Genomic DNA, 18,628 nt, shown 5'->3' with positions numbered 1-18,628 from the left:
CGATGGCATCTCCCAGCGCGCCGCCACGCCGGCTGATCGTCGCGATCACCGGCGCCACCGGCGCGATCTACGGCGTGCGGCTGCTCGAGCTGTTGCGCGCAGCCGGCGGCGTCGAAACGCATCTGCTGATTTCGAACGCCGGCTGGCTCAACATCCAGCATGAACTGAAGCTGCCGAAGGCCGATGTCGAAAGTCGTGCGGATGTCGTGCATTCGGTGCGCGACGTCGGCGCGACGATCGCGTCAGGCTCGTTTGCGACCGACGGGATGGTGATCGCGCCATGCTCGATGAAGACGCTCGCGAGCGTCGCGCACGGGCTGTCCGACAACCTGATCACGCGCGCGGCCGACGTCACGCTGAAGGAGCGCCGCCGTCTCGTGCTGATGGTGCGCGAAACGCCGTTCAACCTCGCGCATCTGCGCAACATGACCGCCGTCACCGAAATGGGCGGCATCGTCTTTCCGCCGTTGCCCGCGTTCTACGCGATGCCGAAGACGATCGAGGAGCTCGTCGATCAGACCGTCACCCGCGTGCTCGACCTGTTCGCGCTCAGCGCACCGCTGACGACGCCGTGGGCCGGCATCCGGCACGCGCAGTAAGCCGATCGCCGCACCGCTTCCTCGTGCATCTTCGCCGATTCAATCGGCAATTCATTCGATTTCACGCGTACTGACGTCTACCCACACCAGAGCGCATTGCATCGCGACGATTATCAACAAACAGGCATCAATCAAATTCCCCGACGCGGATTTATCAATGCACGGTGCACGCCTATAGTCACAGGCAAACCCTTTTGCAGGCCACCGCCATGAACCGCTTGCCTTCGCTGTACCTGTCCCACGGCGCGCCGACGCTGCCGATCGACCCGACGCTGCCGTCCGGCGCGTTCACGCACCTCGGCGCCGAATTGCCGCGTCCGCGCGCGGTGCTGATGCTGTCCGCGCACTGGGGCACGCAACAGCCGGTCGCGAGCGTCGCCGCGCACCCGGAAACGATCCACGACTTCTACGGCTTTCCGCGTGCGCTGTACGAGATCCGCTATCCGGCGCCGGGCGCCCCCGACGTCGCCGAGCGCGCGGCCGCGCTGCTGAACGCGGCGGGCATCGCGACCGCGACGACCGAGCACGGGCTCGACCACGGCGCGTGGGTGCCGATGCTGCTGATGTTCCCGGAGGCCGACGTGCCGGTCGCGCAGTTGTCGATCCAGCCGCGCGCGGACGCGGCCCATCACTTCGCGCTCGGCCGCGCGCTGCGACCGCTGCGCGACGAAGGCGTGATGGTGATCGGTTCGGGCCAGATCACGCACAACCTGCGTGCCGCCGATTTCGGCGCGGCGCCGGAGGATGCGGACCCGCGCGTGGCGGAATTCACCGACTGGTTCGAGGCGAAGCTCGCCGCGCGCGACGTCGACGCGCTGCTCGACTACCGCCGGCAGGCACCGCATGCGGCGTTGATGCATCCGACCGACGAACATCTGCTGCCGGTGTTCACGGCGCTCGGCGCGGCGGACGACGACTACCAGCTCGGCATCCAGTCGCTCGGCACCTACCAGCGCGTGCTCGCGATGACGAACTACGTGTTCGCGAGCGCGGCCGCCTGAATTCCGCGAGACAACCGGCGACAACAAACAAAAAACCCGCCCGGGCATTGCCCGGGCGGGTTTTTTCGCTGCTTCCTGCCGCCGCCGGATCCGGCGGCAGGTCACGCGTCAGACACCGACCCCTTCGAGGATCTCGTCGTGCGACTCGCGCTCGTCGAGATACTGGGTCCGGTAGCCGGTACTCACGCCCCAGAAGTAGAACACGAGCGAAATCGCGGCAACGATCAGCATGTCCCAGCCGTACGGCAGATAGCCGTGACCGCCGAATTCCTTGCTGCCCGTCAGCGACAGCACGGCCATCGTCGGCAGGTACGCGACCAGCCACCATGCGGCCTTCAGGTCGGCGCCCCAGCCGGTCCAGCCCGACTTCGCCTGGAAGTAGAAATACACCGGCAGTGCGACGATCATCAGCAGGATGATTTCGCCCGTCAGCGGCCACTTCGCCCAGTACAGGATCAGCGACGCGCAGACGAACGCGAACGGTGCGATCAGCTTCATCAGCGGAATCGACAGCGGGCGCTCGATGTCGGTCGCCGCGCGGCGCAGCGCCATCAGGCTGATCGGGCCGGTCAGGTACGAGATCACCGTCGCGACCGAGATCACCGCCGCGAGCGAGCTCCAGCCCCGGAAGAAGAACAGGAAGATGAACGAGACCAGCAGGTTGAACCACATCGCCTGGCGCGGCACGCCGTAGAGCGGGTGCACGTTGCCGAACATCTTCGGCATCGTGTTGTTGCGCTCCATCGCGTAGATCATCCGGGTGGTCGTCGCCATGTAGGTCGTGCCGGTGCCGCTCGGGCTGATGAACGCGTCGACGTACAGCAGGATCGCGAGCCAGTTCAGGTTCAGCGCGATCGCGAGTTCCGCGAACGGCGACGAGAAGTTGAAGTGCGACCAGCCCTGCGCGACGTCGGCCGGATTCACCGAGCCGATGTAGGCCACCTGCAGCAGCACGTAGATCACGAGCGCGATCAGGATCGACGAGATCACCGCGAACGGCACGCTGCGCGACGGATTGCGCGCTTCGCCCGCGAGGTTCACGGGGCTCTGGAAGCCGTTGAACGCGAACACGATGCCGCTCGTCGCGACCGCGGTCAGCACCGCCGACCAGCCGTACGGCGCAAAGCTTGCATTGGATGCAGTGCCGAGGTTCTCCGAATGGAAGCTCGTCAGCATCAGGCCGAGGATCGTGAGGCCGGGGATCAGGAACTTGAAGATCGTGATTGCGGTGTTCGCACGCGCGAAGGCCTTCACGCCCCAGTAGTTCAGCATGAAGTAGATGACGACCAGCACGGCCGACAGCAGCAGCCCTGGTGTCGTCAACTCGCCGTTCACGAACAGGCTGTGCGCCCACGGATACGGCCACGTGCTCATGTATTGGATCGACGCTTCGGCCTCGATCGGGATCACGGAGACGATCGCGATCCAGTTGGCCCATGCGCTGATGAAGCCCACCAGCGAACCGTGCGAATAGCGCGCGTAGCGCACCATGCCGCCCGACTCGGGGAACATGGCGCCCAGTTCGGCGTAAGTCAGTGCAATCGCGAGAATCACGACCGCGCCGATGATCCATGCGCAGATCGCCGCCGGACCGGCAATCTTCGCGGCCTTCCAGGCGCCGAACAGCCAGCCCGAGCCGATAATCGAACCCAGCCCCGTCAGCATCAATGCAAACGGGCCGATGTTCCGTTGAATAGAACTCTTCACATCCTCTCCTGTGTCTCAAAAAGCATGGTCGGCCCGCAGTCCGGGATCGGCTCGGACAGCACCGCGCACGCATTCTTGGGGGGACGAGTCATCCGATCGGGGCAACCCGTCCGCGCGGCGCGTAGTTTAACGGTTGCACCTCGAACGTGGCGCCAAAATCGTTCGTCCCCTACAAAAAATTCGCATCGCTCGCAAGCTTTGTAAACCTGATCTACGCAATAACCCTGAGAGCATGGAAATACGGTTGACCACACGATCGATTAGCCGTATAAAGGACTTCGCAGGATTTCAAGCGGCGAGTGAATTGGTTCTTTCGTAGTTCGCCCATCAACGGTACTCCGGTTGGTCCTATTACCCCCTTCCTTGATTTTCCGCACCCCATGGGCTTCGGCCCCGTTTTATCTTTTTAGGAACAAGTAACATGGCAACCGGTACCGTCAAGTGGTTCAATGACGCAAAGGGCTTCGGCTTCATCACCCCGGAAGGCGGCGGCGACGATCTGTTCGCGCACTTCTCGGAAATCCGCACCGAAGGCTTCAAGACGCTGCAAGAAAACCAGAAGGTCGAATTCGAAGTGAAGACGGGCCCGAAGGGTCTGCAAGCTGCGAACATCAAGCCGCTGTAAGTTCTGCGCGAGATTTGATGTAAAAAAGCCCCGCTTCGGCGGGGCTTTTTGTTTTTCCGCGCCAATCCGGCACGGTGGAACGCGGCTGTCTACATTCAACCGAACAGCCGCTGCGCGTGAATGCCGAGCCCCGTCGCGACACTCGCGAGGCGGTCGCCGAATACCGGCTGCGCATCCGGGAATGCGCCCGCGAGCGCACCCGACAGGAACGCGAGCCCCGTCGAGCCGCCGGTGAAATACAGTGCGCCGACGTCGCGCGGCGCAACGCCCGCGAGCCGCACCGTCTCGCGCGCGGCGTCGACGATGCGCGCGGTGTCGTCGCGGCTCGCATCGACGAGACGATCGGCATCGAACGCGATCAGCAGGTCTTCTTCCACGTCGTTCAGGTCGATCATCGTCTCCCCGCCCGCCGCGACGCCGATCTTCGCCTCTTCCGCGCGCGCCATCAGCGCATGCCCGAGCCGCTGCTCGACCACGCTCGTGAGCCGGTCGTACTGCTGCTGATCCTGGTACAGGTGCTTCATCAGCTTCAGCTCGCCGAGCCGCTTCGGCGTGTAGACCGTATTGATCAGGTGCCAGGTCGCGAGATCGAAGTAGATCTTGTTCGGCAGTTCGCGCCCCTCCGGGTCGAGCGAACGGTAGCCGAACGCGGGCAGGATCGCCGCCAGCTCGACACGCCGGTCGTAGTCGGTGCCCGCCACGTGCACGCCGTGGTGAGCCAGCACGTCGTCCTTGCGCTCGAGCCGCGCCATCCGCTCGGGCCCGACGCGCACCAGCGAGAAGTCGGACGTGCCGCCGCCGATGTCGGCGACGAGCACGAGGCGTTCGGCCTGCTGGCGCGATTCGTAATCGAACGCGGCGGCAATCGGTTCGTACTGGAAGTGAACGTCCGCGAAGCCGACCGACCGCGCGGCCGCCTCGAGCTGATCCTGCGCGAGACGGTCGGCGCGCGGATCGTCGTCGACGAAGAACACGGGCCGGCCGAGCACCGCGCGGCCGATCGGCGCGCCCGCGCGCGCTTCGGCCTTGCGCTTCAGGTGCGTCAGGAAGCGCGCGATGATTTCGGTGTACGCGATCGCGCTGCCGTCGCCGAGATCGGTCGTCGTTTCCGCGAGCGGCGAGCCGAGGATGCTCTTCATCGAACGCATCAGCCGGCCGTCGAAACCGTCGATATAGGACGCCAGCGCCGCGCGGCCGTACTCGACCGTCTCCTCGTCGTTGTTGAAGAAGATCGCGGTGGGCAGCGTCAGGTGGTCGCCCTCGACGGGCGCGAGGCGCATGCCGTCGCCGTCGGGCAGCGCCACGGCGGAATTGGACGTGCCGAAATCGATCGCGCAGTAAGTCATGGGAAGTTGCCGCAGCAGGGCCGGCGCGAAAACGGAAAGGACGGGCTTTTTAACATGAAGCCCGCGGGATCACAACCGGGGCCCGCCACCGGTGCCGCGGAACGGGCTTCGGCGACGACGGCGCGCGGCCTGGCGCGCCGCGGATACGCGCGGACGAGGTGCGGCGATGCTGCCGCCCGCCCGGCAGGTCAGGCTGCCGCGTCGAAGCTCTTCTTCCACGCGCCCGCATACACGACCTCGCCGATCGCATGGCGCGTACGCGGCGCCTTCTCGCGATCGCGCAGCACGGGATCGAGCTTGTCGACGTTGCCATAGTGGCCGAGCGAGATGATCGACAGGATCGCGACGTCGGACGGAATCGCAAACGCGTCGCGGAACGCCTTCACGTCGAAACCGCTCATCTGGTGCGCGGCGAGGCCGAGCGCGTGCGCCTGCAGCACCAGCGACATCGCGGCGGCGCCCGCGTCGTACAGCGCGGTCGGCGCGGGTTCGCCCTTCGGCGTGAGCGTATGCGCGGTCACCGCGATCAGCACGGGCGCCGGCGCATTCCAGCCCTGATTGAACGGCACCAGCGTCGCGAATGCGCGCTTGAATGCGTCTTCGTCCTGCGTGCGCTCGAATACGATGAAGCGCCACGGCTGCGCGTTGTACGCGGACGGCGCCCAGCGCGCGGCTTCGAGCACCGCGTGCAGATCGCCGGCGCTGACGGACTCATCCGAATAGGCGCGCGGGCTCCAGCGGCCCGCGATCAGATCGTGAATCGAAACAGTGGTGGGAGCAGGTTTGACGGACATGCAGTTCCTCGCTGACATCGATGAAGGGGCGCGAACGCCTGGCGAACCGCAAGCATACCCGCTTGAGCGGTTGCGCGCCCGATCCTCCCGGGCTATGCAAATCACCGTACCTGCAATGGCCGGCCGCATGCGGTGCGGCCGGCCGGGCCACCGTGCTCAGGCTGCCTGCGCTGCCGCACGCGACGGGCCGCGGTTGATCCGCAGCACGATCAGCGCGCCGACGATGCAGAGCCCGCCCGAGATCATCGACGCGATCGTATAGGTGCCGAGGCTCGCACGCAGCAACCCCGCGCCGAGCGCCGCGAATGCCGCGCCGAGCTGGTGCCCGGCGACGATCCAGCCGAACACGACCGGCGCCGCGGCCTTGCCGAACACATCGGTGGCGAGCCGCACGGTCGGCGGCACGGTCGCGATCCAGTCGAGCCCGTAGAACATCGCGAACAGCGGCAGCCCGAAGAAATCGATGCCGAACGCATGCGGCAGGTAGATCAGCGACAGCCCGCGCAGCCCGTAGTACCAGAACAGCAGCACGCGGTTGTCGTAGCGGTCGGACAGCCAGCCCGACAGCGTCGTGCCGAACAGGTCGAACACGCCCATCGCGGCGAGCAGCGACGCGCCCTGCACTTCGGTCATCCCGTAGTCGCTGCACATCGCGATCAGGTGCGTGCCGACATAGCCGTTGGTGCTCGCGCCGCAGATGAAGAAGCTGAAGAACAGCAGCCAGAAGTCGCGCGAGCGGCTCGCCATCAGCAGCGTGCGGAACGCGACCGCGAGCGGGTTCTCCTTCGTCGCGTCGGGCGCGGCCGGCGCATCGGCCGGCTCGCCGTACGGGCGCAGTTGCACGTCGGCCGGCCGCTCGGGCAGCAGGAATGCAACGAGCGGAATCACAATCGCGGCCGCCACCGCGACGACGAGCACGACCGGCCGCCAGCCGTGGCGCTGCGCGATCGCCGCGAGCATCGGCAGGAACACGAGCTGCCCGGTGGCCGTGCTCGCGGTCAGGATGCCCATCACGAGGCCGCGCCGCGCATGGAACCAGCGCGTGACGAAGGTCGCGGACAGCGTCAACGCGACGACGCCGGTCGAGCAGCCGACCATCAGCCCCCAGATCACGACCATCTGCCAGCTCTGCGTCATCATCGACGACAGCGCGACGCCCGCGCTCATCGTCACCAGCGCGGTCAGGATCGTCGGCCGCAGCCCGAAACGCTGCATCGCCGCGGCGGCGAACGGGCCCGTCAGGCCATACAGCGCGATGTTCACCGAAATCGCCAGCGAAATCGCCGCGCGACTCCAGCCGAGTTCGCGCTCGAGCGGCACCATCAGCACGCTTGGCGTCGCGCGCGTGCCGGCCGCCGCCAGCAGGATCAGGAAAACTACCGCCGCCGCGAGCCATCCGTAGTGGAAGCGCCCGCTGATTCGTGTCACTGCCCAGTTCATGTTGTCGCTCTCCAGTTGGCGGCCCGGCGCCTGCGCGCCCGCCCCGCCTCACCACCAGGCCACCTCCGCCGCACGCTGTATCGGCTGACCCGGGCCGACACGTGGCATTTCTCCGTGGATCCGCCCGGCATTGTTACCGCTCGGTCACAAGTTTGTTGCGATCGTAGTTACCAGTCGGTAACATGTCAAGCAATTCCATCACGCAGTCGAGGGTCATCATGTCGGGCATCGAGGCCGTCAACAAGCCGCCGGCACGCCGCACGCGCCGGCCGATCGCCGCGGCCGCGGCGCACGAACACCTGCTGCGCGCCGCCGAGGAGCTGTTTTACAAGGAAGGGGTGCGCGCGGTCGGTGTCGAGGCGGTCGTGGAACTCGCGGGCGTCAACAAGATGAGCCTGTACCGCCAGTTCTCGTCGAAGGACGAGCTGATCCTCGCGTATCTGGAACGGATGGATGCGTGCTTCTTCGAGCGCTTCGATTCGAGCATCGCGAAGCATCCGGGCCAGCCGAAGGCGCAGTTGATCCAGTATTTCGTCGATCTCGCGGAGCGCGCGACGCAGAAGGACTATCGCGGCTGTCCGTTCGTCAACGTCGCCGCGGAATTCCCGGATGCGTCGCACCCGGCGCGCGAGCGCGTCGCGCAGAACAAGGAACAGTTGATGAAGCGGCTCGTCGCGCTGTGCGAAGACGCTGGCGCACGGCAGCCGCAGGCGCTCGCCGATGCGCTCGCGCTGGTGGTCGAAGGCATCTACGCGGCGAGCCAGACCTACCGGCACGGCGAAACGCCGATCGGCATCGCGCCGGCGCTCGTCACGCAGTTGATCGAAGCCGCGTGCGCATGACGGGCGGCGCACGCCCGAACCCGGCGTGCCCGCTACAATGCGGCCCTCTCCGCTCCACCGCCCGACTGGTTTCACGATGACCGACACCCGCCCCGAATCGCACGACGATATCCTCGCCGCCACGCGGCATTGGCTCGCGCGCGCGGTGATCGGGCTCAATCTGTGCCCGTTCGCGAAAAGCGTCTATGTGAAGGAACAGGTGCGCTATGCGATCAGCGAAGCGACGACGCTGGAAGACGCGCTCGCCGAGCTCGAAACCGAGCTGCGCGCGCTCGACGCGGCGGACCCGCAGCAGGTCGACACGACGCTCGTGATCTTCCCGCATGCGTTCGCCGATTTCGTCGACTACAACGACGTGCTGTTCTTCGCCGACCGGCTCGTGCAGCAGTTGCGGCTCGACGGCGTGCTGCAGATCGCGAGCTTCCATCCGCAATACCGGTTCGAAGGCAGCGAACCCGACGACATCGAGAACTACACGAACCGCGCGCCGTATCCGATCCTGCACCTGCTGCGCGAAGACAGCATCGCGCGCGCGGTCGACGCGTTCCCGGACGCGTCCGCGATCTACGAAAAGAATCAGGAAACGCTGCGCCGCCTCGGCCACGACGGCTGGCGCGAATGGATGCGCCGGCCGGGAGACGACGTCTGATGCGCCGCGCGCTCGCGCCGGCCGCTACGCGGTTCGGCCCGCGCGCGCGTCAGCCTTCGGCCGGCTCGACGGCCTCGCCCCCCGCTGCCGCGGCCTCCGGCACGAAGAAGCGCTCGTTCAGTTCGGCGAGCCCGAACATCCCGAGGATCTCGTTCAGCCGCTCGCCGGGCCGCCGGCGCGGCAGGTTCTTGTACTGCGCGATGATCAGCTCGTTCTTCATCGAATGCTCCCAGCCGACCAGCTCGGTCACGCTGACCTGGTAGCCGTGCGCCTCGAGCTGCAGGCAGCGCAGCACGTTGGTGATCTGGCTGCCGAATTCGCGCGTATGCAGCGGATGCCGCCACACCTCGGTCAGCGCGTTCGCGAGCGACTTGCCCTTGTTCCTGCGCAGCACGCCCGCGACTTCCGCCTGGCAGCACGGCACCAGCACGATGTGCTGCGCGCGCTTCGCGAGCGCGAAGCGGATCGCGTCGTCGGTCGCCGTATCGCACGCGTGCAGCGCGGTGACGACGTCGACCGTTTCGGGCAGCTGCGGCGACGTGATCGAATCGGCGACCGACAGGTTCAGGAACGACATGCCGCCGAACCCGAGCCGCGCGGCGAGCTCGGCCGAGCGCGTGACGAGCTCCTCGCGCGTCTCGATCCCGTACACGTGCGACGCGAACGCCGGCGTGCCGTGCCCCGGCTGCTGCTTGAAGAACAGGTCGTACAGGATGAAGCCGAGATAAGACTTGCCGGCGCCGTGATCGACGAGCGTCACGCTGCCCTTGTCGGCCTGCACGCCGGCAAGCAGCGGCTCGATGAACTGGAACAGGTGATAGACCTGCTTCAGCTTGCGGCGGCTGTCCTGGTTCAGCTTCCCGTCGCGGGTGAGGATGTGCAGTTCCTTCAGCAGCTCGACGGACTGCTCCGGGCGGATTTCGTGGGTCTTGTTCGACATCGTGATGCGGCGCCGGGCCACGGTCGGTCGACCACGGCCCGGCGGCGGGAATTCGTGAGGGAGAGTGACAGTTTACCGAAAATGCGCGGTCAGGCTCGGGCGCCGAGCCGCCACAGCGACGTGACCTCGGCGCGGCGTGCCGCATGCAGCGGATCGTCGGCGTCGGTCGACTTCGGGTGCGCGGGGCGGATGTCTTCGCGGCCGAGCACGACGAGGCCCGCCTCGTCGATCCATTGCAGCAGCGTGTCGCGCGGCCGCAGGCCGAGGTGCTCGGCGAAATCGGACAGGATCAGCCAGCCCTCGCCGCCCGGCTCGAGATGTGCGGCGAGCCCCGCGAGGAAACCACGCAGCATGCGGCTGTCGGGATCGTAGACCGCGTATTCGATCGGCGCGCTCGGCCGGGCCGGCACCCAAGGCGGGTTGCAGACCACGAGCGGCGCACGGCCGGCCGGAAACAGGTCGGCCTCGACGACGTCGACGCGATCCGCATGACCGAGCCGCGCGACGTTCTCGCGCGCACAGGCGAGCGCACGCGGATCCTGGTCGGTCGCGACGACGCGCTCGACGCCTCGCGACGCGAGCACGGCCGCGAGCACGCCGGTGCCCGTGCCGATGTCGAACGCGAGCGACGTCGCCGGCAGCGGCGCGCGCGCGACGAGCTCGACATATTCGCCGCGCACCGGCGAGAACACGCCGTAGTGCGGATGGATCGGCGCGCCGCCGAGCGCCGGGATCGGCACGCCCTTCTTGCGCCATTCATGCGCGCCGACGAGGCCGAGCAGTTCGCGCAGCGACACGACCGACGGCGCGCCGCCGGGGCCGTACGCCTCCTCGCATGCGGCACGCACGTCGGGCGCGCGGCGCAGCGGGATCGTGTAGTCGGCGTCGAGGGGGATCAGCAGCATCCCGAGCGTGCGGGCACGCTGCGACTGCGCGAGACGATGCAGGTTGAATGCGTCGACGCCGGCCGCGGCCTGCGCCTTCTTCGGCTTGCGCTCGACGCGGCGCGCCATCGCCTGCACGAGCTGGCGCGCATTCTGGAAGTCGCCCTGCCAGACGAGCGCGGTGCCCTCGCACGCAAGGCGGTAGGCCGCATCGGCAGTGACGCGGTCGTCGGCGGGCACCGCCCGCTTCGGCGGCTGCACGCCGGCTTCGGAGCGCCAGCGCACGGCATGATCGGCGCCGTCGGCGTCGGTCCAGTGGAAAACGGGGAAATCGGTCACGCGAACTCGGTTACGGTTGGCTTCAACGGGCGGCGGCATCGCGCCGCGCGGCTCACACCATACCGCGCTTTGCCCGCGCGGCAAAGCGCGGGCGGCGGCACGCACCGCCGCCCGGGACGCGCGCGTCAGGTCTCGTCGTCGAGCGCCGCGTCGGGCGCGTTCTGCTTCACCGACGCGATGCCGTTCTCGCGGCCCGCTTCGGCCTTGTACAGCTCGCTCGTGCCGATGACCTCGTGATTGCCGGCCTTCAGGTTGAACATGAACTGGCCGTTGCTCGCGGTCTTGCGCTCGTAGCGCGCGTCATCCGGCGCGTTCTTGCGCACCGACGCGACGCCGTTCTCGGCCGACGCCTTGGTCTTGTAGAGCTCGCTGCGCAGGATGATCTCGCCGTTGCCGGCCTTCAGGTGGAACAGGAACTGACCGTCGCTCGCTTTCTTGATGACGAATTTCGCTGCCATTGGGATCCCCTCGGGTGAAAGTTCGTCCGGCCCTCCGGACCCGGCCAGTTTAAGCGCGATCCCGCCGGGAAAACGCAAGGCCGATGCAATTCAATCGTCAGGAATCGTCAGGGCCGGCGCGCGCGCCGCTTCGTCCGGCATGACGCCGGCATCCGCGCGGCGCGCTGGTTATCCGCCCCATCCCGGCATCGCGGGCAGGCGCAGCGTGCCCGCGTCGTTGAAGTGCACGGTGCCGAGCACGCCGCCGGCGAGCCGGCCGCGCAGCGCATACGGAAGCTCGCCGTTCGCAGCCGCGCCGGGCAGGTTCCACGCCTGCCGCGCGGCGGCGAACGCCGACACGGAAACCGGCACGTCGAGCACGGCCTCGCCGAAACGCGGCACGGTGCCCGAGCGATCGCTGACGCCGCTCGCGAACGGCGTGCCGTTCAGGTCGAGCGCGACCGAGATGCCGTCGTACTCGATCGGCGCATCGTTCGGGTTCTGCACGCGCAGCTTCAGGCTGAAACGCATCTCGAGCCCCTGCCCGACGAGCGGATCGAGCCCGGCGACCGACACGCGCACCGGGTCGCGCGTCAGCCCCGCGCAACCGCCGAGCAGGAACACGGCGGCAAACAGCAGCAGCACGGCGCGCAGCGGCGCGATACGGAACAGGGCTCGTGGCATCGGAAGGTCTCCTCGCGGCAATCGGTGAACGGGTCGTCGATGCATTGTACCGAGCGTGCCGCGGCACGCCGGGTTTCGTAGTTTTCGCAGCCCCATCAGATCGTTAATAGATTAAAACTACGAAGCCACCAGCTAAACGGAAAGCGTATTAATGACTTCCAGCATTCAATGAAGCGGGAAAAATTCAATAGATGCATCTTCTAAATTTTTCGTTTCCTTTACCTAAAACCATCAAGTATATTTACGCATCCTTCGAGCTGGCCGACAAACCTTGAAACCGCATGACGGCGAATTTACGGAACGGCAACCCGCCTTCCTTCCGTCCTGCGGACTGGCCCGGCCAGCCCCGTAGGTCGTCGGTTCAAAGGGATTGCGCGCCCGTGCCGGGCGTGCAGCCCCGTGTCGTGCGCGCGAAATCAATTCAGTACAACACGCGCCCGTCCATTTTGAACCGGCAAGTTAACCGACATCCGGAAATCCAGAGGGGGCAGTAAACCATGATTACCTTCACGTAGTCGGCCGCCGTCTTTTTCGAATAATCCGTCATTGGCATTTTCATCGCTGTTGATTAACGGCGAGGGGATTGCTTTTGCCGGCGTTTTCGCAGCACTGAACGATTCTTTCAACAATCGAGGTTTCAGTCATGTCGATCAACATTCGCAAGATGCGTTATCTGCCGCTCGTCGCCGCACTCGCGCTCGCCGGGTGCGGCGGCGACGACGGCGGCGCGGGCTCGGCTTCCGCGCTCAGCTCCGCCGGCGCGCCGCACTCGGGCTCGTCGCCCGCCGTCACCGCGCCGCCGAGCGCATCCAACGTCGACAAGAGCGTGTCGCCTGTCGAGCTGCCGGACACCGTCGTACCCGTGAACTACCGGCTGTGGTTCCGCCCGAACGAAGCGCTGAACGCGTTCGACGGCCGCGCCGACGTCGAGATCAAGGTGCTGAAGCCGGTCAACAACATCGTGATCGCCGGCCACCGGATCAAGTTCACGAACGGCCGCATCACGCTGCAGCCGGGCAACATCCAGCTGATCGCGACGCCGCAGGACAAGGGCGACTTCTATCAGCTGCGTCCGCCGAGCGGGACCATCGCGCCGGGCAACTATTCGCTGCACATGGAGTGGTCGGGCATCATCAACTTCAAGTCGTATGACGATCCGGTCAACCACACCGGCGGCAGCTGCGGCGACGATCCGTATCCGGGCTGCTCGGCCGCGGAAGGCATCTTCCGCGTCGACCTGAAGAGCACCGACGGCACGACGAGCGGCGCGATCCTCACGCAGGGCGAAACCAACCTCGCGCGCCAGTGGTTCCCGGGCTGGGACGAGCCGGCATTCCGCCCGACCTATGAAGTGACGGCCGAAGTGCCGCAGAACTGGCGCGTCGTGTCGAACGCGGCCGAGAAGCCGTCGACCAGCGTCGGCGGCGGCTACAAGCTCGTGCAGTTCGAGAAGACCCCGCCGATGCCGTCGTACCTGCTGTTCTTCGGCGGCGGCCTGTTCGACACCTACGAGGACGACTTCACGAGCCCGCTGCCGGGCGGCAAGGGCGGCCTGCACCTGCGCGTGTTCACGCCGCCGGGCATGAAGGACTGGGCGAAGCCGGCGATGGACCGCACCAAGCAGGCGCTCGACTACTACTACCGTTACACCGGCATCGCGCTGCCGCTGACGAAATTCGACACGGTGGCCGCAAACGACGCGTTCAAGGAGCAGAAGGACCTGAACTTCGGCGGGATGGAGAACTGGGGGTCGATCCTCGAGTTCGCCGACGACATCCTGCCGCAGCCGGGCCAGCCGATGTCGCGCTACGGCAACGAGGTGCTGACGCACGAAGTCGCGCACCAGTGGTTCGGCGATCTCGTCACGACCGACTGGTGGGACAACGTGTGGCTCAACGAATCGTTCGCGACGTTCTTCGAGACGAAGACGACGATCCAGTTCTTCCCCGACGAGTTCAGCTGGCTCGACCAGGTGAAGAACAAGTACCGCGTGATCAATCGCGACATCGGCCCGAACGCGTTCCCGGTCGCACCCAACTTCAACGACTGGGCGTCGAACGACTTCGTGCTGAGCGCCAGCGCGTTCACGTACGACAAGGGCGGCCACGTGCTGAAGACGCTCGAGAACTATCTCGGCGAACAGACGCTGCGCAAGGGTCTGCAACAGTACCTGGTCGACTACTCGTTCGGCAACGGCACGCCGAAGCGCCTGTGGGATGCGCTGTCGAAGGAGAGCGGCCAGTCGGTCGGCCCGATCGGCGACAGCTACGTGCGCCAGACCGGCGTGCCGCTGATCTCGCTCGACACGCAGTGCGACATGACGAAGAACCAGACGGTCGTCACGCTGAAACAGCAGCCGTTCCCGAACAAGAACGCGTATCCGGGCCTGCAGTGGACGGTGCCGATCACGCTCGCGTACGGCCAGGGTCTCGCGAAACGCACGACGCTCGCGCTGAAGGACACGCAGACGCAAACGCGGATCGACGGTTGCACGGGCGTGGTCGCGGACCCGAGCGGGCTCGACTACTACGTCGTGAACTACAGCGACGCGGCCTGGAGCGGGTTGCTCACGCAGGTCAACGGCTCGCCCGATCCGGTGCTGCTGTCGAACCTGAAGAGCGAGGCCGCGCTGCTGGTCGCGAACAACCTCGCGCCGGCTTCGCGCTCGACGTCGATCGGTTCGGTCGCTTCGCCGGCCGCGATGAAGCTGCGCCAGACGCCGACCTTCGGCGGCATCGCACCGGCGACGAAGGAACGCCCGGCCCTGCAATACCAGGGCATCTTCAAGCCGCGCAAGGTAGTGACGCAGTAACGGTGCGCGTCCGGCCGGCGCCGCGCAGCCTGCGGCGCCGGCCGGCGTACCGCCTCCCGACCTTTGACGGGCCTCGCGAGCGGGGCCCTTTTTTCTTTCGGCGCGGCGCTATCGCCCGACGCCTCTTCTTGCGCTTACGCCCACGCGGCATCCCACGCCGGCTGCGCGAACCACGTTGCCAGGAACGCGACGAGCCGCGACGCACGCGCGCTGCCGCGAGCCTGCTGGCGCAATACGTGGATCGTCGCGTGCTCGGGCGCCGCCGCATACTGCGGCAGCACCGCGCGCAACCGTCCGTCGCGCAATGCATCCCCGGCGAGCCAGGTCGGCAGGTGCGCGAGACCGAGCCCGTCGATCGCCGCTTCGAGCAACGCCTCCGAATGATTGCTGCGAAACCTCGGCTGCGCCGGCGCGTGGCGGCGGTCGCCGAAGCGCCAGGCGCCCGGCGGCGGCGCGCCATGCCACGCGAGACAGTCGTGTCCGGCGAGCGCGTCGGGCGATTCAGGCTCGCCGCGCCGCGCGAGGTAGGCCGCGCTCGCGCACAGCACGCGCCGCTGCGGCGCCAGTACGGTCGCGACGAAGCGCGTGTCCTCGAGCGGACCGACGCGCACCGCGAGATCGACGTCGGAGCCGAGCCGCGCACCCTGCAGGTCGACCATGCTGTCGGTCAGCACCAGGTCGACCTGCAGCGCCGGATGACGCTGCATGAACGCGGCCAGCGCGGCCATCAGGTGCAGGCGGCCGAACGGCGCCGGACAGTCGACGCGCAGCAGCCCGCTCGGCTCGTCGTGCTGGCTGTGCAGGTCTTCCTGCAGGCCGCGCAGCTCGGCCAGCATCCGCTGCGCGCGCCCGTACAGCAACTGCCCGGCCTCGGTCGGCCGTAGTGCATGGGTGGTGCGATGCAGGAGGCGGATGCCGAGCTGCGCCTCGAGCCGGTCGATGCGCCGCGTGACCGACGACGCGGCAACGCCCAGCCGGCGCGCGGCCGCCGAGAAGCTTTGCTGGTCGACCACGTCGACGAACAGCGCCAGATGCGGGGAAAGGAAGTCGTCCATTCAGGGGCCTCGGGTTTTGCTATGCGTAAATCGCAAAACAATCATCCGCCTTTGCGTATTTCCACGTCAAATCGCCCCGACTAGACTGCATTCATCCTTTCCACCCGTTGCACGCGCCGGCCCGCCGGGCAGCGCGGCAACCATCCGCCACGGAGATCATCATGCGCAGCATCCGCTTCGACGCCCCCGCCGCCGACATCGAGTCGCTCGACGCGCGCGTCAGGGAAATCGACCAACCCGTGCCGGCCGACGGCCAGATGTTGATCGAGGTGCGCGCGGCCGGCGTCAACCCGAGCGACGTGAAGGCCGCGCTCGGCCGCATGCCGCACGCGGTGTGGCCGCGCACGCCGGGGCGCGACTGGGCCGGCATCGTGCGCAGCGGCCCTGCCGAGTGGATCGGTGCGCCCGTGTGGGGGTCGGGCGGCGATCTCGGCGTGGGGCGCGACGGCTCGCACGCGGAATGCCTCGTGCTCGACGCGGCACTGGTGCGCCGCAAGCCGGCCGTGCTGACGCTCGACGAAGCGGCCGGCGTCGGTGTGCCGTTCGTCACCGCGTACGAGGGTTTGCGCCGGGCCGGCATGCCGACGGCCGACGAGGTCGTGCTGGTGTTCGGTGCGAACGGCAAGGTCGGCCAGGCCGCGATCCAGCTCGCGAGCGCGCGCGGCGCGACCGTGATCGGCGTCGAGCGCGGCCCCGGCGGCTATCGCGGCCATGCATCGGGCGACGTGCACATGATCGACGCGTCGCGCTGGCCCGTCGCCGACGCCGTGCACGCGGCGACCGGCGGCCGCGGCGCGGACATCGTCTACAACACGGTCGGCAGCCCGTATTTCGAAGCCGCGAACGCATCGATGGCGATCGGTGCGCGGCAGATCTTCATCTCGACGATCGACCGCAGCGTGCCGTTCGACATCTTCGCGTTCTATCGCGGCCAGCATACGTACGTGGGTATCGATTCGCTGCAACTCGGCGGCGCCGCGGTCGCGCAGATCCTCGACACGCTCGCACCCGGCTTCGGCAACGGCACGCTGCGCCCGTTTCCGATCGGCGACGACTACGTGTACCCGCTCGAACGTGCGCACGACGCATATCGCGCGGTGCTGGCCGGTGCGCGCGAGCGCGTCATTCTCAAGCCCTGACGCCGGACCGCACGGGAGACCGCCATGATGGATTACTTGACTTCGCTCGCGGTGGGCCTCGGCGTCGGCGTGGTGTACGCGCTGCTGCACGTGCGCTCGCCGGCCCCGCCGCTCGTCGCGCTCGTCGGCCTGCTCGGGATGGTGATCGGCGAACGCGCGATCGCGCTGCTGCGCTGACGCGCTGAAACGGCGCCGGCGCTAGCGATCGTCGCGACGTCGGAACGCCCACCATGCGGCGAGCGCGGTGAAGCCCGCGACGAGCAGCACCATCAGCCAGAAGCCGTGCTTGTTCTCCGAGAACGGCACGCCGCCGACGTTCATCCCGAAGAAGCCGGCGACGATGTTGATCGGCAGCGCGATCACGGTCACGAGCGTCAGCGTGAACAGCGTCCGGTTGTTCTGCTCGTCGAGACGCGACCCGATCTCTTCCTGCAACAGCTTGATCCGCTCGTTGAGCCCGGCCAGATCGCCGAGCACCAGCGAGAACTCTTCGGTCGATTCGCGCAGCTCCTGCGTGTCTTCCACGTGCAGCCACGCGGGCGGCTTCGCGAGCAGCCGGAAGATCGACCCGGGCTCGGGCGCGAGCATGCGCTGCAGACGTGTCAGCGTCCGGCGCATCGCGCCGAGCTCGATGCGGCTCGACGTGAGCCGCTGCGACAAAAAGCGATCCTCGATGCGATCGACGTCGATGCTCGTGCGCCGCATGATCTGGATCAGCAGGTCGGCCTGGTCGCGCAGCAGGTGCACGAGCAGTTCCGCTGGCGACCGGAACTGCTCGCCGTCGCGCACGCATGCGCGCAGCGTGTCGACCGAGCGCAGCGGCTTGAGCCGCGCGGTGACCATGATGCGCTGCTCGACATGGACGAACAGCGTCGCGATCTCCGAAGGCGTCAGCTCGAGGTTGAACATCACGTCGTTGACGATCGCGCGCAACGCGCCGTCTTCCTGCTCGATGCGCGTCGAGCGCGAACCTTCGTGGAGGAATGCGAAGAAGCTGTCCGGCAGCCCGAGATGCGTGCGCATCCAGCGCTCGCTCGCGCCGTGCGCGAGATTGAAGTGCAGCCAGACGAAATCGTCCGACGCGACCGCGTCGCGCTCGCGGCACGTGCGCAGCCACGCGGCGGCCGCATCGGCGTCGAGCATTGCGCCGGATCCGCCCGGAACGAAGCGGAAGCCGCACACCATGCCGGACGTGTCGGCGCCGTAAGTCTGTACGATCAGGTCCATCGTGTCGAAAGTCGTGCGATGCGCGGCGCGCCGCACATCGCGGGTCGCGGGCCCGCGCCGGGAAAAGAAAGGAGACGTATGCCCGACGGGCGTGACGCACTCGTGACA

The 18,628-nt window shown here is 67.3% G+C and carries 19 protein-coding genes; 8 read left to right on the top strand and 11 right to left on the bottom strand.

Annotation, left to right across the window (positions count from 1 at the left end; translation table 11 throughout):
* Positions 1–2: 2 nt before the first annotated feature.
* A complete protein-coding gene (locus BT264_RS28220) occupies positions 3–599 on the top strand; it encodes a UbiX family flavin prenyltransferase (RefSeq protein WP_072443005.1) in 597 nt (198 codons plus the stop codon).
* Positions 600–808: 209 nt separating this feature from the next.
* Positions 809–1,600, top strand: coding sequence for a DODA-type extradiol aromatic ring-opening family dioxygenase (locus BT264_RS28215; protein ID WP_034183703.1), 792 nt, complete (start codon positions 809–811; stop codon positions 1,598–1,600).
* Positions 1,601–1,708: 108 nt separating this feature from the next.
* On the opposite strand, the gene BT264_RS28210 is transcribed toward BT264_RS28215, so the two are convergent.
* A complete protein-coding gene (locus BT264_RS28210; RefSeq protein ID WP_072443004.1) occupies positions 1,709–3,307 on the bottom strand; it encodes an APC family permease in 1,599 nt (532 codons plus the stop codon).
* Between the two features lie 421 nt (positions 3,308–3,728).
* Here BT264_RS28210 and BT264_RS28200 point away from each other — a divergent pair, with 421 nt between their 5' ends.
* Positions 3,729–3,932, top strand: coding sequence for a cold-shock protein (locus tag BT264_RS28200; protein WP_034183701.1), 204 nt, complete (start codon positions 3,729–3,731; stop codon positions 3,930–3,932).
* A gap of 95 nt (positions 3,933–4,027) precedes the next feature.
* Here BT264_RS28200 and BT264_RS28195 read toward each other — a convergent pair whose 3' ends face one another.
* The 3 genes from BT264_RS28195 to BT264_RS28185 all read right to left on the bottom strand — a co-directional run bounded on the left by BT264_RS28195 (position 4,028) and on the right by BT264_RS28185 (position 7,512).
* Positions 4,028–5,278, bottom strand: a complete 1,251-nt coding sequence (locus tag BT264_RS28195; protein WP_072443000.1) for an Hsp70 family protein — start codon at positions 5,276–5,278, stop codon at positions 4,028–4,030.
* A gap of 188 nt (positions 5,279–5,466) precedes the next feature.
* Complete coding sequence (locus BT264_RS28190) at positions 5,467–6,072, bottom strand: nitroreductase family protein (protein ID WP_072442998.1); 606 nt, start codon at positions 6,070–6,072, stop codon at positions 5,467–5,469.
* A 156-nt stretch (positions 6,073–6,228) separates the two neighbouring features.
* Positions 6,229–7,512: an MFS transporter gene (locus BT264_RS28185; RefSeq protein WP_072442996.1), complete on the bottom strand. Its 1,284-nt coding sequence runs from the start codon at positions 7,510–7,512 to the stop codon at positions 6,229–6,231.
* Positions 7,513–7,730: 218 nt separating this feature from the next.
* Here BT264_RS28185 and BT264_RS28175 point away from each other — a divergent pair, with 218 nt between their 5' ends.
* Positions 7,731–8,354 carry a TetR/AcrR family transcriptional regulator gene (locus BT264_RS28175; protein WP_072442994.1) on the top strand — a complete coding sequence of 208 codons (624 nt, stop codon included), beginning with the start codon at positions 7,731–7,733 and terminating at the stop codon, positions 8,352–8,354.
* 76 nt (positions 8,355–8,430) lie between these two features.
* Positions 8,431–9,003, top strand: coding sequence for a DUF1415 domain-containing protein (locus BT264_RS28170; RefSeq protein ID WP_072442992.1), 573 nt, complete (start codon positions 8,431–8,433; stop codon positions 9,001–9,003).
* A gap of 49 nt (positions 9,004–9,052) precedes the next feature.
* On the opposite strand, the gene BT264_RS28165 is transcribed toward BT264_RS28170, so the two are convergent.
* The 5 genes from BT264_RS28165 to BT264_RS39370 form a co-directional block, all read right to left on the bottom strand.
* Positions 9,053–9,943 carry a class I SAM-dependent methyltransferase gene (locus tag BT264_RS28165; protein WP_034183749.1) on the bottom strand — a complete coding sequence of 297 codons (891 nt, stop codon included), beginning with the start codon at positions 9,941–9,943 and terminating at the stop codon, positions 9,053–9,055.
* An 89-nt stretch (positions 9,944–10,032) separates the two neighbouring features.
* Positions 10,033–11,166 carry a methyltransferase gene (locus BT264_RS28160; RefSeq protein WP_072442990.1) on the bottom strand — a complete coding sequence of 378 codons (1,134 nt, stop codon included), beginning with the start codon at positions 11,164–11,166 and terminating at the stop codon, positions 10,033–10,035.
* Positions 11,167–11,291: 125 nt separating this feature from the next.
* Positions 11,292–11,624, bottom strand: coding sequence for a YegP family protein (locus tag BT264_RS28155; RefSeq protein WP_072442988.1), 333 nt, complete (start codon positions 11,622–11,624; stop codon positions 11,292–11,294).
* A 168-nt stretch (positions 11,625–11,792) separates the two neighbouring features.
* On the bottom strand, positions 11,793–12,287 hold the full coding sequence (locus tag BT264_RS28150) for an LEA/WHy family protein (RefSeq protein ID WP_034183694.1): 495 nt from the start codon (positions 12,285–12,287) through the stop codon (positions 11,793–11,795).
* A gap of 416 nt (positions 12,288–12,703) precedes the next feature.
* Positions 12,704–12,913: a hypothetical protein gene (locus BT264_RS39370; protein ID WP_165948084.1), complete on the bottom strand. Its 210-nt coding sequence runs from the start codon at positions 12,911–12,913 to the stop codon at positions 12,704–12,706.
* A gap of 17 nt (positions 12,914–12,930) precedes the next feature.
* On the opposite strand from BT264_RS39370, the gene BT264_RS28140 reads away from it, so the two are divergent.
* Entirely contained in the window at positions 12,931–15,099 is a 2,169-nt protein-coding gene (locus tag BT264_RS28140; protein ID WP_072442984.1) for a M1 family metallopeptidase, read from the top strand.
* Between the two features lie 134 nt (positions 15,100–15,233).
* Here BT264_RS28140 and BT264_RS28135 read toward each other — a convergent pair whose 3' ends face one another.
* Positions 15,234–16,154, bottom strand: coding sequence for a LysR family transcriptional regulator (locus BT264_RS28135; RefSeq protein WP_072442982.1), 921 nt, complete (start codon positions 16,152–16,154; stop codon positions 15,234–15,236).
* A gap of 161 nt (positions 16,155–16,315) precedes the next feature.
* Here BT264_RS28135 and BT264_RS28130 point away from each other — a divergent pair, with 161 nt between their 5' ends.
* Both BT264_RS28130 and BT264_RS28125 read left to right on the top strand, forming a co-directional pair.
* Entirely contained in the window at positions 16,316–17,293 is a 978-nt protein-coding gene (locus BT264_RS28130; RefSeq protein ID WP_072442980.1) for a quinone oxidoreductase family protein, read from the top strand.
* A 24-nt stretch (positions 17,294–17,317) separates the two neighbouring features.
* Entirely contained in the window at positions 17,318–17,470 is a 153-nt protein-coding gene (locus BT264_RS28125; protein WP_072442978.1) for a DUF1427 family protein, read from the top strand.
* Between the two features lie 21 nt (positions 17,471–17,491).
* Here BT264_RS28125 and BT264_RS28120 read toward each other — a convergent pair whose 3' ends face one another.
* Positions 17,492–18,520, bottom strand: coding sequence for a transporter (locus BT264_RS28120; protein WP_072443063.1), 1,029 nt, complete (start codon positions 18,518–18,520; stop codon positions 17,492–17,494).
* Between the last annotated feature and the right edge of the window lie 108 nt (positions 18,521–18,628).

The sequence above is a fragment of the Burkholderia sp. NFPP32 genome (assembly GCF_900119325.1).
Lineage (GTDB): Bacteria > Pseudomonadota > Gammaproteobacteria > Burkholderiales > Burkholderiaceae > Burkholderia > Burkholderia pyrrocinia_C.
Note: the sequence above shows the minus strand (reverse complement) of the source record. Positions and strands in the feature narration are given on the sequence as shown.

Excerpts from the sequence above, each read along its gene's own strand:
- BT264_RS28130 (WP_072442980.1), top strand. The coding sequence starts at position 16,316 with ATGCGCAGCATCCGCTTCGACGCCCCCGCCGCCGACATCGAGTCGCTC.
- BT264_RS28185 (WP_072442996.1), bottom strand. The coding sequence starts at position 7,512 with ATGAACTGGGCAGTGACACGAATCAGCGGGCGCTTCCACTACGGATGG.
- BT264_RS28155 (WP_072442988.1), bottom strand. The coding sequence starts at position 11,624 with ATGGCAGCGAAATTCGTCATCAAGAAAGCGAGCGACGGTCAGTTCCTG.
- BT264_RS28170 (WP_072442992.1), top strand. The coding sequence starts at position 8,431 with ATGACCGACACCCGCCCCGAATCGCACGACGATATCCTCGCCGCCACG.
- BT264_RS28120 (WP_072443063.1), bottom strand. The coding sequence starts at position 18,520 with ATGGACCTGATCGTACAGACTTACGGCGCCGACACGTCCGGCATGGTG.
- BT264_RS28200 (WP_034183701.1), top strand. The coding sequence starts at position 3,729 with ATGGCAACCGGTACCGTCAAGTGGTTCAATGACGCAAAGGGCTTCGGC.
- BT264_RS28195 (WP_072443000.1), bottom strand. The coding sequence starts at position 5,278 with ATGACTTACTGCGCGATCGATTTCGGCACGTCCAATTCCGCCGTGGCG.
- BT264_RS28150 (WP_034183694.1), bottom strand. The coding sequence starts at position 12,287 with ATGCCACGAGCCCTGTTCCGTATCGCGCCGCTGCGCGCCGTGCTGCTG.
- BT264_RS28135 (WP_072442982.1), bottom strand. The coding sequence starts at position 16,154 with ATGGACGACTTCCTTTCCCCGCATCTGGCGCTGTTCGTCGACGTGGTC.
- BT264_RS28125 (WP_072442978.1), top strand. The coding sequence starts at position 17,318 with ATGATGGATTACTTGACTTCGCTCGCGGTGGGCCTCGGCGTCGGCGTG.
- BT264_RS28190 (WP_072442998.1), bottom strand. The coding sequence starts at position 6,072 with ATGTCCGTCAAACCTGCTCCCACCACTGTTTCGATTCACGATCTGATC.
- BT264_RS28220 (WP_072443005.1), top strand. The coding sequence starts at position 3 with ATGGCATCTCCCAGCGCGCCGCCACGCCGGCTGATCGTCGCGATCACC.
- BT264_RS28215 (WP_034183703.1), top strand. The coding sequence starts at position 809 with ATGAACCGCTTGCCTTCGCTGTACCTGTCCCACGGCGCGCCGACGCTG.
- BT264_RS28175 (WP_072442994.1), top strand. The coding sequence starts at position 7,731 with ATGTCGGGCATCGAGGCCGTCAACAAGCCGCCGGCACGCCGCACGCGC.
- BT264_RS28140 (WP_072442984.1), top strand. The coding sequence starts at position 12,931 with ATGTCGATCAACATTCGCAAGATGCGTTATCTGCCGCTCGTCGCCGCA.
- BT264_RS28165 (WP_034183749.1), bottom strand. The coding sequence starts at position 9,943 with ATGTCGAACAAGACCCACGAAATCCGCCCGGAGCAGTCCGTCGAGCTG.